Source organism: Zwartia panacis, assembly GCF_030410395.1.
GTDB classification, from domain to species: domain Bacteria; phylum Pseudomonadota; class Gammaproteobacteria; order Burkholderiales; family Burkholderiaceae_B; genus Zwartia; species Zwartia panacis.
Genome location: NZ_JAUHHF010000001.1, coordinates 87891 through 106030 on the forward strand (window position 1 = coordinate 87891; position 18140 = coordinate 106030).

Sequence of the window (18140 nt, forward strand, 5' to 3'; positions counted from 1 at the left end):
AGGTTTTTGTCCAGATGCCCGCCAGAAAGAAAGCTGAGCCCCTTTACTTCAACCGAGAGTTGTCGCTGCTGCAGTTCAACGAGCGCGTGTTGGCGATGGCCGAGCGCCCTGATACACCGGCTCTGGAACGGTTACGTTACGTCTGTATCGTCGGCTCGAATCTGGACGAGTTTTTTGAAATCAGGGTCTCGAGCCTCAAGGCTCAGATCGCCCAGCATCCACATTTGATGGGACCTGACGGACTGACGGCCGAAGACGCTTTTGAGCGTGTCCAGCAGGCGGTGCACGTTTTGGTGGATCGCCAATATGCTCTGCTCAACGAGCAGGTCTTGCCGGCACTTAAAGCTGAAGGGGTGGTGCTTCACCAGGCGGCTGATTGGAATGCCGCCCAGAGGAAATGGGCGCGAGAGGTTTTTCACAGGGATGTGATGCCGCTGTTGACGCCAATCGGTCTGGATCCCGCGCATCCTTTCCCCAGGGTCTATAACAAAAGCTTGAATTTCATCGTGCCTCTTTCCGGGGTCGATGCGTTTGGTCGTAAGTCGACGATCGCGATTGTGCAGGCGCCGAGGGCTTTGCCACGACTGATCAAGGTGCCTCCAGCAGTGTCCGGTTCTCCTCACGGCTTCATATTGCTGACCGGATTTTTGCGTGCCTTTGTCGGTGATTTGTTTCCCGGCATGCATATGGAGGGCTGTTACCAGTGGCGTGTGACACGTAACAGTGATTTATTTGTCGATGAAGAAGAGGTGACTAATCTGCGCCAGGCCCTTCAGGGCGAACTCTCCCAGCGTAATTTCGGTTCGGCCGTTCGTCTCGAAATTGATCACAATACGCCTGCACACATTGAAACTTTTTTACAGAAAGAGTTTTCTCTGACCGCTGAAGATACTTATCGGGTGAATGGTCCCGCGAATGTCGCGCGCTTGATGCAAATCTGTAACCTGGTTAAAGAGCCGGATTTACTTTTCCCCGAGTTTCAAGGGCGCGTGCCCAAGCCTTTTGACTCCTTGCCGGCACGTTCGCCCGCGATTTTCGACGCGATTGCCAACCAAGACCAGCTTCTTCATCATCCCTATCAGTCCTTCAAACCAGTTTTGGATTTTTTGACTGCGGCGGCTTTCGATCCGGATGTCGTGGCAATCAAGCAAACGATTTATCGGACGGGCGAGGACTCCGAGCTCATGCATCTCTTGCTTGCGGCAGCCAAGGCGGGTAAAGAAGTGACGGTCGTCGTGGAACTGATGGCGCGTTTCGACGAGCAAACCAACATTAACTGGGCGGCACGCCTTGAAGAGGTCGGCGCGCATGTGGTGTATGGCGTCGTCGGCCATAAAACACACGCCAAGATGGCGCTGGTGCTACGCCGGGAAAAAGGCCGTATCCGTCGCTATGGTCACATGGGGACTGGAAACTACCATTTGCGTACGGCAAGCCTCTACACGGATTTTGGTCTTCTGACGGCAGATCCCAAGCTTTGTGAGGATATGGATCTAGTATTTTCTCAGCTGACCGGACTCGGTGAGCGACGCAAACTCAAGATGTTGCTGCAGTCGCCGTTTACGATGCACAGTACGGTCATCAGCATGATCCGCGCGGAAACCCGCGCCGCGCGTGCAGGGAAAAAGTCTCGAATACTCGCCAAAATGAATTCTTTGTTGGAGCCTCTTGTGATTCAAGAGCTCTACAAAGCGAGCCAGGCCGGCGTCAAAATCGATTTGATCGTGCGTGGCGTCTGTGCTTTGCGCTCAGGCGTAGCGGGTTTGTCTGAAAACATCACTGTGAGATCCATCGTCGGGCGCTTTCTGGAGCACTCGCGCGTCTTTTATTTTTATGACCAGGGCAAAGAGTCTGTTTATCTTTCCTCGGCGGACTGGATGGACCGAAACTTCTTCAGGCGAGTTGAAATTGCCTTCCCCGTCAATAATCCTCTACTCAAAAAGCGGGTGATTGATGAGGCCTTTACGGAGGCGCTGCGGGATAACCAGCGGGCCTGGCTGCAACAGCCCGATGGCACATATGCGCTGATCCGTAACCGTCGTGCGCCGTTTTCATTGCACCAGCATTTGATGGAAAAGCTGGGCTCAGACGTCAAATAAGCGGTTTTTTTCAGGATTGTCACGAAAACGTCATTTTCGTTCCCTAAGATTCAGTCTGTAGCGTGAAACTACTTACATTAATAGTGATTGAGGATTAAAAATGATCAAACGCGTACTGACTTCCCTGACCGCCGGCCTCGCCATGAGTGTTGCCGCGTTGTCCGTGCAAGCTGCCGACATTACCGGCGCAGGTGCCACGTTTCCTTATCCGATCTTCGCCAAATGGGCGGAAGTCTACAAAAAAGCAGAAAACGTCGGTTTGAACTATCAGTCGATTGGTTCCTCGGGTGGTTTGCGCCAGATTCGCGCCAAGACCGTGACTTTTGGTGCTTCTGATGCGCCGGTCAAGGGTGATCAGCTCGACAAAGACGGCATGGTCCAGTTTCCAGTGATCCTCGGTGGTGTGGTGCCGGTTGCCAACCTAGAAGGTTTCAAACCCGGCGAGCTCAGATTGACCGGTCAGCTGTTGGCCGATATTTTCATGGGCACCATCACAAAGTGGAACGACCCCAAGATTGCCGAGATCAACCCTGGAAAAACTCTTCCAAATCAGTCGATTACGGTGGTTCATCGTGCAGATGGGTCGGGCACAACCTTTATTTTCACCGACTACCTGAACGAAGTCAGTAAGGACTGGGCAGGCAAGGTCGGCAAGGGTGCCGCAGTGAAATGGCCCGCAGCGAGCTCCGTTGGTGGCAAAGGTAATGAGGGCGTTGCGGCGAACGTGACACGCGTCAAAGGCGCAATCGGCTATGTCGAGTATGCCTACGCTAAGAAAAACAACATCAAGCACCTTCAGTTGATGAACAAAGATGGCAAATACGTCAATCCGAGCGAGGCCACCTTTGCCGCTGCCGCAGCAGGTGCCGACTGGTTTAGCGTACCGGGCATGGGTATTTCCCTGGTTGAGCAAAAAGGCGAAGCCGCCTGGCCCATCACAGGTGCTTCCTTTGTCCTGATGTACAAAGAGCCGACTGACAAGCAAGCCTCTAAAGACGTGATCAAGTTCTTCTCCTGGGCGTTCAAAGATGGCAAGCAGCTCGCGCTGGATCTGGACTATGTGCCGTTGCCAGATGTCTTGACTTCGGCCATCGCTCAAAAGGTCTGGTCACAGATCAAGCACTAAGCTCTATCCAAACTGAGATGATGTTTCAAAGTCTCAAATCAGTCTGTCCAGGCCCGGTGGGTCTGGACATTCGGTTCTAAGGAGTAGTAGATGGGTACGCCCCCAACGACGAGCGGCATGTTGGACCCACGCATGATGGCGGTGGTCAAAAAGCAGCGTATTCAGGACTTTTTTTTCCATAAAGTCACCATGTTGTTTGCCGTGCTGGTGCTAGTCGCGCTTGCAGGCATTCTGGTCTCGCTGATGATCAGTGCATGGCCAGCATTCAAAAAATTTGGAATCGACTTCATCTGGACCGTTGAATGGGACATCATCAACGAGGACTTTGGAGCCGCGATCGCGATTTATGGCACGCTCGTGAGCTCAGCGATTGCCTTGTTAATCGCCGTGCCGTTGGCATTCGGTATTGCGTTGTTTCTAACTGAAATGTGTCCGGTCTGGTTACGTCGCCCGCTGGGTACGGCCATCGAGTTGCTCGCTGCGGTGCCTTCGATCATCTACGGCATGTTCGGACTGTTTATTTTTGCGCCGTTGTTTGCTCAATACGGCCAGCCGGCTTTGCAATCCACGCTCGGTCAAATGCCCATCATCGGACCTTTGTTCGGAGGGGCGATGAACGGCATCGGTCTTCTGGCCGCCGGTATTATTCTGGCGTTCATGGTGCTGCCCTTTATCGCTGCCGTGATGCGCGATGTGTTCGCCATCGTGCCACCGATCTTGCGCGAGTCTGCTTATGGCTTGGGCTGTACGACTTGGGAAGTGGTGCGTTACATCGTGTTGCCCTACACCCAAAAGGGTGTGATCGGCGGCATCATGCTGGGCTTGGGACGCGCGTTGGGCGAGACGATGGCGGTGACCTTCGTGATTGGTAACTCACAGCGCATCAGCGAATCTTTGTTTGCGCCAGGTACCTCGATTGCCTCCACACTGGCTAATGAGTTTGGCGAGGCAGATGACTTCCACCTTTCGACCTTATTTGCACTCGGCTTTCTCTTGTTCGTCATTACTTTTATCGTGCTGGCTCTGGCCAAAATCATGATTTTGCGAACTGAAAAAGCCCAAGGGGCCAAAACATGATGAATCCAAACATCTATCGTCGTCGCAAGTTCGTCAATACCCTCGGTCTATCACTGTCCATGTTTGCCATGGGCCTGGGATTGTTCGTCTTGCTCTGGATTTTATTTATCCTTTTTAAAAATGGCTTCGCGGGTCTAAGCGTCGCAATTTTCACGGAATCCACCCCGGCGCCCGGTTCAGAAGGTGGTGGTCTGGCCAACGCAATTGTCGGCAGCCTCATGATGATTGGAGTCAGTGCATTGATCAGCACGCCGATCGGGATTTTCGCCGGCGTCTATCTGGCTGAATTCGGCGATGGCAACAAGCTGGCTTCGGTCACCCGCTTTGTGACTGACATTATGTTGTCCGCGCCATCGATTGTGCTCGGGTTGTTTGTCTATGCTGTGTTGGTTGCACAGGTTAAGCACTTCTCGGGCTGGGCGGGATCTTTCGCGCTTTCCCTGATCGCGATTCCCGTGGTGTTGCGCACGACAGAAAATATGCTGCGTCTGGTGCCAGGAAGTTTGCGAGAGGCTGCTTTCGCGCTGGGTGCGCCTCGCTGGAAAGTGACAAACTATGTGACCTTGCGTGCGGCGCGCGCAGGCGTCATGACCGGTTTGCTTCTTGCGTTGGCGCGTATCAGCGGAGAGACGGCTCCCTTGCTCTTTACAGCGCTGAATAACCAATTTTTCTCGACCAACATGAACGCACCGCTGGCGAATTTACCTGTGGTGATTTTCCAGTTTGCGATGAGTCCCTATGACAACTGGGTCAGTCTGGCATGGGCGGGCGCCTTGCTCATCACGCTGACCGTACTTGTACTGAATATCATTGCGCGCGTTGTGTTCCGCGACCGCACTGTTGGTTAACTTTCTGGATCTTTTATGAATAATAAAGCTACTGCCGCGCCGTTGAAGAATGCCCTCGAGGTGCGCGGTCTGAACTTTTTCTACGGAAAATTCCAGGGTCTGAAAAATATTGATCTGGATATCGCCGAGCATCGCGTGACCGCTTTTATCGGTCCATCTGGTTGCGGTAAATCAACGCTCCTGCGCGCGCTCAATCGTATGTATAGCCTCTATCCTGGTCAGCGCGCCGAGGGCGAAGTCAATTTCTACGGTGAAAATATCCTTGATCCGAAACAGGATCTGAATATGCTGCGTGCCAGGATCGGCATGGTGTTCCAAAAGCCGACACCCTTTCCCATGTCGATCTATGACAACGTTGCCTTTGGCGTACGCTTGTATGAGAACTTGAGCAAAGCCGATATGGACGCCCGAGTTGAGTGGGCCCTGACCAAGGGTGCGCTGTGGAACGAGGTGAAAGACAAGCTCAATCAGAGCGGTCTATCCCTTTCGGGTGGTCAGCAACAACGCTTGTGCATTGCCCGTTCGGTCGCGGTCAAACCTTCGGTGATTTTGTTCGATGAGCCAACCTCGGCGCTCGACCCCATTTCGACTGGCAAAATCGAAGAGTTGCTCCATGAGCTGAAATCCGAATACACCGTCGCGATCGTCACGCACAATATGCAGCAGGCCGCCCGGGTCTCGGATTTCACTGCTTTTATGTATTTGGGCGAGCTCGTGGAGTTTGGTCAGACAGACAAGATTTTCGTCAAACCCAAGCGTAAGGAAACCGAGGATTACATTACCGGCCGTTTTGGCTGATTTCCAAATTTCTGGTATATTGTCGGTCTTCGGGGCGTAGCGCAGCCTGGTAGCGCATCTGCTTTGGGAGCAGAGGGTCGTGAGTTCGAATCCCACCGCCCCGACCAGTCATACCAACGGGTTACAGATCAAAAGTCTGTAACCCGTTTTTTTTAGTAAGCAAACCTTACCCGTACACAAATTTAAAGGTTCGTCTGGCTCGAGTTCGATTTGTCATTCCGAACCCAAGTTATTTTCCCTTTTCGCATGTCAAGTAGCGTTTGATCTACCGACCACGCAAACGATTAGGATTTAAAACTTGGTACGAAGTATTTCACCAGTCCTTGAACAGTCTCGCATTTCGTATTTGAATGTGTAGATACATTTCGGTGATGGCGTGATCAAGGCCTCTCCAACAAGCATTTTCATCACATCCAAAGGACGTTCTAGCCCGCTCATCGATTCGTCTTCGTGGGAAGCAATGCATGGATCATTTGCTCCACGCTTTGCTTCCATGTGTTGTACTGAATGGCGTCGCTCTTGATGTGCGTACCGGCTTGGAATGCTTCCATCCAAGCCGCAATAGCCTCAGCCGTATCTTGCGTGCTTTCGCCTTTGAAATACGTGGCTGCCTGGCCGGCAACTTCTCTAAATACAGGTATGTCACGCAATAAGACGGGTAAGCCGTGTTTCGCGGCTTCGATAATGGGTAGTCCAAAACCCTCCCCCTCGCTTGCGACAATTAGGCAAGCACTTGCGGCATATAACTGTTCCAGAGACTCATCGCTTACCCCTTCAAGCCAAAAAAGGCGTTGACCGAACTCAGGATGGTTATGTAAAGCTAATATGAGCGCATCGATATTCCAGCCCGCCTTGCCAACAATGACGAGATTTGTCTGTTTGCCTTCACGCCAAAGTTCAGTAAAAGCATTAAGAATTAGTCCGTAACCTTTACGAGGCTCTAATGTGCTGACCATTAAAAATGTTGGACGCTGACGAAGTAACTGAAGAAATCCTGCGTGATCAGGAAGAAGACCTTTAGTCGGTGCCGAATGTTGAATATCAGCGCCTAAATGGAAATAATCAATACGGAAATCTGGCGAAGGGTTCAGATTGTTGGCGTTGAGCCATTGGCGATATTGATTCGCAACAGTTTGTGAGATACATATGACACCGTCGAATTGACTTAAGGTTTTGAGCCAACGCGAATGAAACGCTTCGCTTGAGGGTGTGAAATATTGGGGAAATTGAACGGGAAGTAAGTCATAAATGACGAAACAAACCTTAACCCCCTCGTTTCTAATAGCAGATAAGTACTCGGCTTCTCTCAGGGTGGCCGTGCATGCGAAATCCAACCCCAAAAATATATCGCCCTTGCAAATGGAAATTGTGTGTAGCCCAGAGCTTTTGGTCAAGGAAAAGGACTGATCTATACCGGTAGATAATTGCGCGGGTCGATAGCCAAAATGTGGATCTGCATAAACGGGTTGGATGGCATATCCGGCGGGTGGCTGTTGCTGCAATTCAAGCAAAATACTACGTACGACGCGTTGTATACCCGTTTTGTGATCTTCCAACACTAAAAACGATACGTCAACAAAAAGCATGTTGGTGCAAGAGGGATCTCGATGATGAATCACGCGCTGCTTAGAAGCAAACAAGTCAAAGAGTAAGACTTGTACTTTGCGGACAACAATGTCGATTGCTGGGAATTTTTTAGCGACGGATTTGAATGCTCGCTTAAGGGGATCGCTCGTTAAAAGATCGTATATACGTCTTGCAAACATTCATTGACCTCTATCTGCCTAGATTAAGCGTTACCCTACAATCGGGGTCTAGTTAAATATTCAACACCTAAGATCCGAATTTGCCGCTGCGGGCAACTTTTACATGCAGAAAGGGTTGGCCTTTGGGTAAAGAAAAAAGCTCTACGAAAAACACAAGTTTGTGTTGGCTAAGGGCTTTTTTAGATGATCAGTTCAGTACAACTCTAAACGCAGGTCGAGTAAGTTCGCCTTCGATTGGGACCTCATACAGCTCATTTGGAAAAAGCTTGAATTTTAATAGTCGATGCTTGCCAGTACGTTTGCTATCTGCATGACTAAGGGTTGGAGCCGCACAAAAGGGCTATTGGTATCTTATAAAGCGAACTGGAATTAGGGTCTGTCGCGATTGGCAATTTCAATCCTTATTTGATGGATCTGCTTCATGCTAGCATGAAAATTATTAAATAAGATGGTCAGCATTTTATGCAAATTTAAGATGAACACACGACTTGTTCAGTCTCATGCGGCAACCATAGAAATCTTTACAATCGGCCACGGCCCCTGGCTTGTCATCCTGCCATCACTTGGACGGGGTATTGAGGACATGCAGGATTTGGCGCGTAGCATCGCCGAGCAGGGTTTTTCCGTGTGTTTGCCCAACCCCAGGGGGATTGGGCAGAGCATCGGACCCATGGACGGTGTCAGCCTCGATGATCTGGCGGACGATATCCTGAACGTCATTGAGACCTTGACGACCGAACCGGTTGTTCTCGCTGGGCATGCATTCGGTAATTGGGTCGCGCGTAATGTTGCTACTCGTTACCCTGAGCGCGTGAAAGCGGTCGTGCTGATCGCAGCCGCGCACAATACGATCCGTCCCGAGCTGGCTCGGCACATCGATACTTGCATGGATACGCAGTTCAGTGATGAGCAGCGCTTGTCATCCTTGCAACAGGCTTTTTTTGCTCCGGGACATGATGCCCGCCCCTGGTTGGCAGGGTGGTATCCCGAAGTCGCAAAGATGCAAAGACAGGCCAGCCAAGCCTGTCCACGCCAACAGTGGTGGCATGCGGGTCAGGCACAGATCCTGGATCTTCAGGCGGGGCAGGACCCATTTGCTCCGTTGGAAACTGCATATGCCTTATCCAAGGAGCTCGGGGGCGATCGGGTTAAAGTGGTGCGTATTCAGGATGCAAGTCACGCACTTATACCTGAGCAGCCTCAGGCGGTGACAGACGCTATTGTTCAGTTTATGCAGTCCATCCATACATAAAAATTAGTTTGAAAAAAATATTCGGGAGACAAAAAAATGCTGGGATTTTTAAGACGTCAGACACTCGTATTGTTCGCGATGATTGGTCTGAGTTGTCATGCTTTTGCAGCTTATCCGGACAAGCCGATTCGACTCGTTGTGCCCTTTCCGCCTGGCGGGGCGGCCGATATTATGGCCAGAGGCATGGCAGTCAAACTCGGTCAGGAGCTGGGTCAGCCAATCGTGATCGACAACCGGGGTGGGGCAGGTGGCAGCACGGCCAGCGAACTTGTCGCAAAATCTCCAGCGGATGGATACACGATCTTATTTGCCAACATGGGTACCATGGCAATCAACGTCTCCTTATATCCAAATTTGCGCTATGACCCGGTCAAAGATTTCGCACCCGTGAGTCTGACGCACATGACTCCGCGAGTCTTGATGGTGAGTCCCAATGTGCCGGTCAACTCCATCGCTGAGCTCATCGCATTGGCTAAAAAAAATCCAGGTATGTTGAGTTATGGTTCAGCGGGGAATGGTAGTTCTAGCCACATCTCTGGCGCGCTCTTTGGCACCATGGCCGGGGTCGAAATGCTTCATGTGCCTTACAAGGGTAGCGCACCGCTTGTGACGGATTTGCTGGCAGGTCGGGTCAATATGACTTTCGACTCTTACTCCGTTTACGAGGATCATATCCGCAGCGGCAAGGTCAAAGTCTTAGGCGTGACCTCTCCCGCGCGCATGGCGGTGTTGCCCGCGGCGCCAACAATTGCTGAGTCTGGATTGAAAGGCTACGAAGTATTGAATTGGTTGGGACTGGTTGTGCCCACCGGTACGCCGCCACAGGTGATTAAACGCTTGAATGAGGCAACGATCAAGGCCATGGCTGATCCTGAACTGCGCAAACAGCTCCTCAATTTAGGCATTGAGCCGACACACTCAACGCCAGAGGAGTTTTCGGCCTTGATTCTGGCAGAGATTCCTAAATGGAAGGCCGTTGTCAGTAGCACAGGGGCGACGAATAACTGATCATTTGAAATCAGGCTCGCCAAGCTTCAGATGGCGTCTTTAATGCGATCCACCGGCAGCGCTTCCATCTTGGCCGGCTTGGTAGTGCGCTGCGAAAGGGGTGAGGACAGCACTGTTGATTTTTTCGTTTGCTTTGAGCGAAAGATGGAAATGGGTGAATCCGACACGACGCAATAAAAATATTAAATCCTGAGTAATGTCCCCTGAGGCATGAAGCTCACCCTTAAAACCCGCTTCACGAAAGCGTGCGGCAAGAGAAAAACCTCTGCCATCCGTAAATTTCGGTATTCTGATTTCAAGGGCATGAACGCTGGGATGCTTTTCAATCCAGTGGTGGATTTTTTTAATGGTGTCCGTCGAGTCATCGCTCGAAATGAATGCTGCTGGATCAATCACAGCATCGCAATCTGTGAGTTTTTGAATCAAGCTTCCAGAAAGATCACAAATGAATAGATCTTGAGGATTTTGTGTGGGATCAGTCATTTTGTTCATGGATCGGGCTCGGTGGGTTCTCCGCATTGACAGTCGCGGAGATTGCAAAATGCGCAAAAGCTGAAATCAGCGCACGACTCTCACCCAAAGGCGGAAGTGTCTGAAACGAGAGCTCCGGATGTGCGATTTGTGCCTGAGAGACTAGTTGCGGCACACAGCTTCTGATGTGTCCACCTGTAGCGAGAAATAAAGGGACGACCCTGATCGTTGTGACCCCGCGCTTTGCAAGCTCAATGACGCAGTCCGCGAATGCTGGTTTCATATGCTCTAAAAATGAGAGGCTGACCGGGCCACCATGCAAATGAGAAACTTCATTTTGAATTTCTAAAAAGGGCTGTCGCCATTGTTCATCGCGAGAGCCGTGGGCCAATAACAGGATTCCGGTTTTGTGATGCATCATGAGCCTATCGCACATAGTTGTGCACGTTCTTCCAGATGCGTTTGATTTGCCCTGGAAAATGCTTCCCCAAGCATCAGTAATACTGGACCTGGTAGATCAGGCAGGGCGTTGTCTGCAAGTTCGCGCAAGGTCATATGCAGGCAAGCACCCTCCAGACTGGCGTTCTCAACAACGCATACGGGAGTATCTGAGGATTTTCCTCCTGCGATGAGCTGTTGTCCGAGGGTCTGAGATTGCGCACTTGCCATATAAAGTACGACAGTGTTTGCGGCCAGACTGACGGCAAGCCATTCTGTGTCGGTATCCGTCAAGCGTTTTCCGACACGCGGGGTGACAAATGCCACGCTCCTGGAAACACCTCGCAAGGTCAGACTCGTCTGGAGTTGAGCTGCTGCCGCACAGGCTGATGTGATGCCAGGTACGACCTCAACTGTGATTTGGGCTGCTTGACAGGCGGCAATCTCTTCCGCCATGCGACCAAAAATGCTTGGATCTCCCCCTTTGAGGCGCACCACATTCAGTCCTTGCTTGGCATAGGACACGATTAAGCGGCAGATAAATTCTTGTTCGACAGACAGGCGGCCTAAACGTTTTCCAACATATACCCATTGAGCATGGGGTGCCGCTTCTTTCATGCCTTCGACATCCAGTAACGCGTCATGCAACACCACATCGGCCAAACTCAGCAAACGCCATGCTTTTCTGGTGAGTAGCTCAGGATCGCCGGGCCCCGCTCCAATCAGCGTGACGCGACTCACGGGGACTCTCCAGCATTCAGACTTAAGCCAGGAGCGTTTCGTATGGTCGAGATTCGAATGGTGTCAGCACTCGCGGCGAAGAGGTCTTTGCCTAGCCGATCGACCGAAGAGCGAAATGTTTCCCCCGGTAACCGATGCTCAAGATAGGTATCCAGTACTTGTTCAACCGCATCGGCTATTTCATCCTCGGCAAATGCTCTTCCGATGATGGTGCCAAGCGTCGCTGGAGCGCCATGACCAGAGTGCCCTCCAAGCAAGAGCTGATAAAACGCTGCGCCATCCTTGTCGACACCCAGAATGCCAATGTGTCCGACATGATGATGACCGCAGCTGTTCATGCATCCGGAGATTCTGAGGTCAAGAGGGCCGATATTTTCCTGGGCATCAAGATCCGCATAACGTTTAGAGATCTCCTCTGCGATCGGTAATGATCTGGCATTGGCTAATGCGCAATAGTCGCCGCCAGGACAGGCGACCAGATCACCAATCAGACCACCCAAAGAGTCCGCCAGACCAAGCTGCCTGAGAGATTCATACAGGTCGGGCAGGTCCGATTCCTTGACGGCAGGTAACAGCAGGTCTTGAGAGTGACTGACTCGGATGTAGCCTTGACTGTAGGTATCGGCAATATTGGCGATAGCCTCCATTTCTTGGCTGGTCACGTCACCAGGTGGACGTCCTGCCCCTTTCAATGCAATCAGGACGGCAGCAAAGCCAGGCCGCCGATGAGGTAACACATTACGTGCGCGCCATCGATTCCATGCGGTGAGCGCAGGTCCGGTCAGGTTGACTTCCGACGCATTGATAGGATGTCCCATTGACCAGTCCGGTTCAACGAAAGACGATTTGATCCGTGCAAGCTCAGCATCAGGAAGCTTGTGGGGGCCATTTTTATGTTGTTCCCATTCCTGCTCCACCATTTGACGGAAAACATCGATACCGGTCGCACGGACTAATATTTTGATGCGCGCTTTAGTGAGATTGTCACGTCTGCCAAGTTCGTTATACACACGCATGATGGCATGCGTGTAACTCAGCAGATCAGACCATTCCAGACGCTCACGCAAGACAGGACCGAGTATTGGCGTACGTCCAAGACCACCACCCACCCGCACTCTGAAGGTGACAACAGGTTGGACATCGACGACTTCAAAGGCCAGGTCATGAATCTGAACGAGCGCGCGGTCTTCGGGAGTACCAGTCAAAGCAACTTTGAATTTACGTGGCAGGAAGGCGAATTCTGGATGAAACGTACTCCACTGGCGTAATAGTTCGGCATACGGTCTGGGATCAAGCAATTCATCGGGTGCGATACCCGCTAAGGCGTCACTCGTGATGTTGCGTAGGCAATTACCGCTGGATTGAATGCCATGCAAGCCCACCTCAGCAAGATCGGATAACGCAAGCGGAGTATCGTCGACAGAAATCCAGTTCAACTGAAGATTCTGTCGCGTCGTGAAGTGACCATAGCCGCGATCATAGCGTCGTGCGACTTGTGCAAGCGCTCTAAGCTGCGCGCTGTTCAACATTCCGTATGCGATGGCAATACGAAGCATAGGCGCATGTCGCTGAATATACAGACCATTTTGAAGACGCAAGGGTTTGAGCTGGTCATCAGTCAGAAAACCTTCTTTGTTTCTAACGATTTGGGCACCGAGTTGGGTGGCGCGCTCTTTTAAACGGCTGATATCGAATTCACTTGCCTGGTACATGGTTCGGCCAAAGATAGTGGTGAACCACTATCTTAGAGATCATGCAGAGACCTAGTCCAATATCGAATGGATGTAATCAAATACATGATTTTCATAAGTTGATTGGGCGATATGTAAATCAGCAATCGGTATTTTGTATTTGACTCCTGAGCACATAGAGTGTTTGTCAGTACCTTGCAATCCTGGCTTGTACGATTGATCTTTGAAGCTGAATCAACGTGAAACATCAGAAGTCTCTATCTTTCATTTTTCTCGCGACCCTGCTGGCGGCTTCCACTCTTCTCGCTGAGTGGTTCGCAGGCGAGGTCGAGCCCTCATCACCGATGCAGACCCATGCTGACATAAGCACCAGCAAGTGGATTGTGGATGCAAATCAAGCAAAAAAAATGATTGATGATGGAGCGCTTGTCATTGATGCACGGGCGACTCCACTCAAACTTAAATCATCCTCTCCACCAGGTTCGATTTCGCTTCTTTGGCACGATCTCTCAAGGACTGCCATGTCTGAGAAGGGGATTCCTCTATCTTTTGCAGTGGGTATTCGCAAGCTTTCTCTACTCGGTGTGAACGACTCTAGTCCCGTTGTTGTTCTGGGTGATTGGGAAAATGGCTGGGGCGAGGATGGGCGTGTGGTGTGGGCGCTGCGCAGATGGGGTCATGCGAATGCAGTCATGATCAATGGAGGGCTGAGTGCCCTCGAAAAAGTGGGTATGCCTGTGAAGACGCACAATCAGGTTGCTGCGCCATTTACAGGGGCAGATGTTCCTGCGTTGCAGGCATCGATTCAGGAGGTCAAACACAAAATCGGTCAACCTGATGTGGTGTTTTTGGATGTTCGTGAAACCAGGGAGTATGCGGGTCAAACACCGTATGGCGAAGATCGAGGAGGTCATTTGCCAGGGGCAATCAATATCTGGTTCAAGTCTTTTCTGAAAAGCGATGGATCCTTGAAGTCGAGAGGAGAAATCACACATCTTCTCTCGGAACATGGAATTTCGGATCAAAACGAGATCATCGTTTATTGTTCAGGGGGTTTTAGATCCGCCTGGGTGATGGCCATACTCCACGATTATGGTTATCAGGTAAAAAATTATGCAGGTTCGATGTGGCAATGGTCTGACCGAAATTTTGTACGTTATCCGCTTGCCGTAGCAACTCAAGGGTTATATAGATAAGTGCTATCTATCCTTGTGTATTTAATTCGCAAGTCGAGGCATACTCCAAAGACTCGATCTGAATCGTTGCATGCTCGATATCGAATTTGTCATGGAGCAAGGTTGTTGCGGATTTCAAGATATCGACCTTGTTGTGAGTGACGCTGTCACTGACCAAGTGTACGCTCAGGGCGACTTGTGTCGTACTCGTCGCCCAGATATGCAAGTCGTGCAGCCCACTGACCCCGGGTACAGTTTGAAGAGCGTTTGAGACGGACTGCAACTCAATACCCTCTGGTACACCATCGAAGAGCAGATGCAGAGATTGGCGGAATAATGACCACGTTCCGATAATAATCACCAAAGCAATCAAAATGCTGCTGACGGGATCGACCCAGGTCCAGCCTTTCCACAGCGAGACGAGACCAGAAATCACGACCCCCAGTGAGACCAAAGCGTCTGCGGCCATATGTATGAAGGCACCGCGTATATTGAGATCTTTTTTGCTGCCAGAAACAAAAAGCCAGGCGGTGATGCTGTTAATGACAATGCCAATCGCCGCGACAACAATGACCACTTTTGAGTCGACGACCGCAGGTTCATTGAGCCGGCTAATCGCCTCCCAACCGAGTGACCCCATCGCGACAAGCAAAATGATCGCATTGAAAAAACTGGCGATGATGGAGCCCTTTCGCCAGCCAAACGTTCGCGTTGCACTGGGTTTGATTTTTGCGGCTGCATAAGCTGCCCATGCTAGGAGCAAACCTCCTACATCACTTAGATTGTGACCTGCATCGGCCAGCAAGGCCAATGAGCCAGCTTGCCAGCCGTAGAACGCCTCCACAGCGACAAAAACCAAGTTGAGTCCAATGCCGATGGCAAATAGTTTGCTATATTGAACCGGGGCATGGTGGTGATGCTCACTCATCTATTTTTATTCTCAATTTTGGTTGTGCGATGCAGGTTGATTCATCGGAGATCGTCCCTCTCACGCGATTTCCTCAATCATACATGCGGAAAGTGTCACGATAAGGCAGTCTGAACCCTCATGAAGCCTACTTCTGATCACGCGATTGACCTGGACAAGACGAGTTCTGCTCAAGAGCTGAATCACACTTGTTATTGCAAAACGCTGAACAAGCAAGTGCTCCAAAAACAGCTGGATCGCGATCCTAGCGTGAGCGCGATCATGGCAGATCTCTGGCAATCGCATCCACACTTGTTTTCTTCAACAGTCGTGTTTATCTCTCCCGCGACCTTGCTGCTGATGACTGAAGCGATCCAGGCCCTGGAGCGGGTGATTGCATTGCCTGCGTATCAGTCGATGGCGCTGGATAGGGCGCCTGTGATCGCCCGGCATCACTTTGGTCCGCGTGGTGTATTTCAGGGTTTTGATTTTCACCTGGATGCTGATGGGCCGAAGCTGATTGAGATCAATACCAATGCTGGCGGGGCGTTGCTCAACGCTGCCTTGGCGCGTGCGCAGGATGCTTGTTGTCAAGAAATGGAATGGACGCGTCATCCAAAGCTGGCGCTGAATTCACTTGAGGATCAGTTTGTTGAAATGTTCAGAAATGAGTGGCGTTCTGTACGCGATCAAGCGTCCTTGCGCACGCTCGTGATTGTGGATGATGATCCGCACAATCAATATTTGGCTCCAGAGTTCGAGCTTTTTAGGCTCATGTTCAACAAAGCTGGCATTGATGCGCATGTTGCTGATCCTTCTTCTCTGATTTTGCGTGAGGGGCGGTTGTATTTCGAGCAACAGCCTGTGGACATGCTCTATAACCGCTTAACGGATTTTTATCTCCAAGAGCCTGCGCATCAGGCAATACGCGAGGCTTACGAACAGGGTCACGTGGTGATGACCCCGGATCCGCATGCGCATGCGCTGTATGCGGATAAACGCAATCTGATTGTGTTCAGCGATGATGGCTTGTTGGAGAGTTGGGGTGTGGCTGAGTCCGATCGTGCTCTGTTGCATCGAGTCATTCCCCGTACGATGCTTGTGCGTGCCGACAATGGAGAATCACTCTGGGCCAATCGAAAAAATTTATTTTTTAAACCCGTTGCAGGTTACGGTTCAAAAGCGACTTACCGTGGTGACAAACTGACTAAAAAAGTCTGGGCAGAGATCCTTGCCGGCGATTTTGTTGCGCAAGAGCTGGTCAAGCCGAGTGAACGCCTGATTTTGCAAGACGAGGTGTTGATCGAACTTAAATTTGATGTGCGAGCATATGCTTACGACGGAAAGATTCAGCTGTTGGCCGCGCGCATGTATTCCGGTCAGACAACAAATTTCAGGACATCAGGCGGCGGTTTTGCCCCCGTCGTGGTGTTGCCGAACTGAGTGTCTTGGTTCGAGTGTTTATTTTGAACGAAACACTTCAACACCCACACCTTCGCAATCCGGGTAGACATCGGGCTTTTCCGTCGAGACGCGTGTGGCGTAAACAAGTGGATGGGCGAGCATGCGTTTGACGATTTCATCGCAAAGGGTTTCTTGCAAGTGAATATGCCCTGTCGCGATGATGTCCGCGATGGTCTGGCGCATAAAGTCGTAATCGACCACTTCACTTAAGTCGTCCTGGCTGGGCGTGTTGCTCTGCAGAGGCACGTACAAGTCGACATTGATGATGACACGCTGCTCCCCTTTCTTTTCGAAATCGTGCACACCGATGTTCATGTTGATTTCAAAGGCTTTCAAGAACAGGCGGCGGCAGTGTGTGAGGTCGAGCTTTTGAATATGCGTAGGTGTCATTGGTCAGTTGTAGTGGTCAAAATGTCAAAAATAGAGGAGGCGATTGGGTGATGAAGCGATTGAGTCATGATGTCAAAAACATGACATCACGGTCTGAGGACTTCAGGTGCTGACCGCCGTCCACATAAAGCGTGGTGCCAGTGATCGCGTGCGCGCTGGCGATATAGACCGCGGCCGCGGTGATATCCTCGGGCGTGGAAGACTTGCCAAGCGGTGTCATGTGGTGGGCTTGCTTGAAGCCCGCCTCAGTCTGATCTCCGAATACCAGCGTGATACCTGGTGCAAGACCGACTACCCGGACATGCGGCGCCAGCGCCTGCGCCAACAGTCTCGTGGCTTCGAGTAGGGCGGCTTTGGATAAGGTATAGGATAGAAAATCAGGATTAGGGTTGATCAGCTTTTGATCCAGAAGATTGATCACAACGGCCGGATGTTTGAACGTATCCGGATTCTGTTTGCGGGCGCGGTGCAAGTCGCGCGCAAGTGTGATCGGCGCTGCGACATTGATTTGCATATGGGCATTCAGTCGCGCGTAACTAAAGCTGTCTGTCTCGTCATAATCAAACAGCGATGCATTGTTCACGACACAACTGGGGAGTCCAAACGTATCGGTACAACGCTTGATCAAGCTTGATACTGAATGCTCATTTCCGAGGTCGGCTTGTAGCGCAACCGCCCGGCGGCCGAGCGCCTCGATATCTTTCACGGTCTGTTGAGCATCCGCAGCCGATGTCCCGAAATGGATCGCGACATCCCAGCCTGCCTGAGCAAGCCCCAGGGCAATGCTGCGCCCCAGACGCTTGCCAGCGCCTGTGACCAGGGCAATTTTCTCTGAGTGGACTGAGGACACGTTTATTTCGCCTAAGCAAACTGCGACGCCACACATGGA

The 18140-nt window shown here is 51.2% G+C and carries 17 protein-coding genes and 1 tRNA gene; 10 read left to right on the top strand and 8 right to left on the bottom strand.

Going from position 1 to position 18140, the window contains the following annotated elements; translation table 11 throughout:
• The first annotated feature begins 14 nt into the window (after positions 1-14).
• The 6 genes from ppk1 (at position 15) to QWY30_RS00430 (ending at position 6055) form a co-directional block, all read left to right on the top strand.
• Positions 15-2099 (top strand): polyphosphate kinase 1, encoded by a 2085-nt coding sequence (gene ppk1 / locus QWY30_RS00405; RefSeq protein WP_290237255.1) that lies wholly within the window; start codon positions 15-17, stop codon positions 2097-2099.
• Positions 2100-2199: 100 nt separating this feature from the next.
• Entirely contained in the window at positions 2200-3225 is a 1026-nt protein-coding gene (gene pstS / locus QWY30_RS00410) for a phosphate ABC transporter substrate-binding protein PstS (RefSeq protein WP_290237256.1), read from the top strand.
• Between the two features lie 90 nt (positions 3226-3315).
• Positions 3316-4302, top strand: coding sequence for a phosphate ABC transporter permease subunit PstC (gene pstC / locus QWY30_RS00415; protein WP_290237257.1), 987 nt, complete (start codon positions 3316-3318; stop codon positions 4300-4302).
• Positions 4299-5150, top strand: coding sequence for a phosphate ABC transporter permease PstA (gene pstA, locus QWY30_RS00420; RefSeq protein WP_290237258.1), 852 nt, complete (start codon positions 4299-4301; stop codon positions 5148-5150). The genes pstC and pstA overlap by 4 nt, the downstream gene beginning before the upstream one ends.
• 15 nt (positions 5151-5165) lie before the next feature.
• Positions 5166-5948, top strand: a complete 783-nt coding sequence (gene pstB, locus QWY30_RS00425) for a phosphate ABC transporter ATP-binding protein PstB (RefSeq protein ID WP_290237259.1) — start codon at positions 5166-5168, stop codon at positions 5946-5948.
• A gap of 30 nt (positions 5949-5978) precedes the next feature.
• Positions 5979-6055: transfer RNA gene (locus tag QWY30_RS00430), tRNA-Pro, on the top strand.
• Between the two features lie 327 nt (positions 6056-6382).
• On the opposite strand, the gene QWY30_RS00435 is transcribed toward QWY30_RS00430, so the two are convergent.
• Positions 6383-7714, bottom strand: coding sequence for a glycosyltransferase family 4 protein (locus QWY30_RS00435; protein WP_290237260.1), 1332 nt, complete (start codon positions 7712-7714; stop codon positions 6383-6385).
• A 475-nt stretch (positions 7715-8189) separates the two neighbouring features.
• Here QWY30_RS00435 and QWY30_RS00440 point away from each other — a divergent pair, with 475 nt between their 5' ends.
• Both QWY30_RS00440 and QWY30_RS00445 read left to right on the top strand, forming a co-directional pair.
• Positions 8190-8966 carry an alpha/beta fold hydrolase gene (locus QWY30_RS00440; protein WP_290237261.1) on the top strand — a complete coding sequence of 259 codons (777 nt, stop codon included), beginning with the start codon at positions 8190-8192 and terminating at the stop codon, positions 8964-8966.
• Positions 8967-9002: 36 nt separating this feature from the next.
• Complete coding sequence (locus QWY30_RS00445) at positions 9003-9974, top strand: Bug family tripartite tricarboxylate transporter substrate binding protein (RefSeq protein WP_290237262.1); 972 nt, start codon at positions 9003-9005, stop codon at positions 9972-9974.
• Between the two features lie 39 nt (positions 9975-10013).
• On the opposite strand, the gene QWY30_RS00450 is transcribed toward QWY30_RS00445, so the two are convergent.
• From QWY30_RS00450 to QWY30_RS00465, 4 genes are read right to left on the bottom strand one after another with little or no spacing between them, the layout of a single operon-like run.
• Entirely contained in the window at positions 10014-10466 is a 453-nt protein-coding gene (locus QWY30_RS00450) for a DUF934 domain-containing protein (protein ID WP_290237263.1), read from the bottom strand.
• Positions 10450-10866, bottom strand: a complete 417-nt coding sequence (locus QWY30_RS00455; RefSeq protein ID WP_290237264.1) for a sirohydrochlorin chelatase — start codon at positions 10864-10866, stop codon at positions 10450-10452. The genes QWY30_RS00450 and QWY30_RS00455 overlap by 17 nt, the downstream gene beginning before the upstream one ends.
• On the bottom strand, positions 10863-11624 hold the full coding sequence (gene cobA / locus QWY30_RS00460) for a uroporphyrinogen-III C-methyltransferase (protein WP_290237265.1): 762 nt from the start codon (positions 11622-11624) through the stop codon (positions 10863-10865). The genes QWY30_RS00455 and cobA overlap by 4 nt, the downstream gene beginning before the upstream one ends.
• Positions 11621-13336, bottom strand: a complete 1716-nt coding sequence (locus tag QWY30_RS00465; RefSeq protein ID WP_290237266.1) for a nitrite/sulfite reductase — start codon at positions 13334-13336, stop codon at positions 11621-11623. The genes cobA and QWY30_RS00465 overlap by 4 nt, the downstream gene beginning before the upstream one ends.
• 218 nt (positions 13337-13554) lie before the next feature.
• Here QWY30_RS00465 and QWY30_RS00470 point away from each other — a divergent pair, with 218 nt between their 5' ends.
• Positions 13555-14511, top strand: a complete 957-nt coding sequence (locus QWY30_RS00470; RefSeq protein ID WP_290237267.1) for a sulfurtransferase — start codon at positions 13555-13557, stop codon at positions 14509-14511.
• A gap of 7 nt (positions 14512-14518) precedes the next feature.
• On the opposite strand, the gene QWY30_RS00475 is transcribed toward QWY30_RS00470, so the two are convergent.
• Entirely contained in the window at positions 14519-15418 is a 900-nt protein-coding gene (locus tag QWY30_RS00475; RefSeq protein ID WP_290237268.1) for a cation diffusion facilitator family transporter, read from the bottom strand.
• A 120-nt stretch (positions 15419-15538) separates the two neighbouring features.
• On the opposite strand from QWY30_RS00475, the gene QWY30_RS00480 reads away from it, so the two are divergent.
• Positions 15539-16840, top strand: a complete 1302-nt coding sequence (locus QWY30_RS00480) for an ATP-grasp domain-containing protein (RefSeq protein WP_290237269.1) — start codon at positions 15539-15541, stop codon at positions 16838-16840.
• 18 nt (positions 16841-16858) lie between these two features.
• Here the strand turns inward: QWY30_RS00480 and QWY30_RS00485 are convergent, their stop codons facing one another.
• Positions 16859-17251 (bottom strand): dihydroneopterin aldolase, encoded by a 393-nt coding sequence (locus tag QWY30_RS00485; protein WP_290237270.1) that lies wholly within the window; start codon positions 17249-17251, stop codon positions 16859-16861.
• A gap of 64 nt (positions 17252-17315) precedes the next feature.
• Positions 17316-18137 (bottom strand): SDR family oxidoreductase, encoded by an 822-nt coding sequence (locus QWY30_RS00490; RefSeq protein ID WP_435433344.1) that lies wholly within the window; start codon positions 18135-18137, stop codon positions 17316-17318.
• Between the last annotated feature and the right edge of the window lie 3 nt (positions 18138-18140).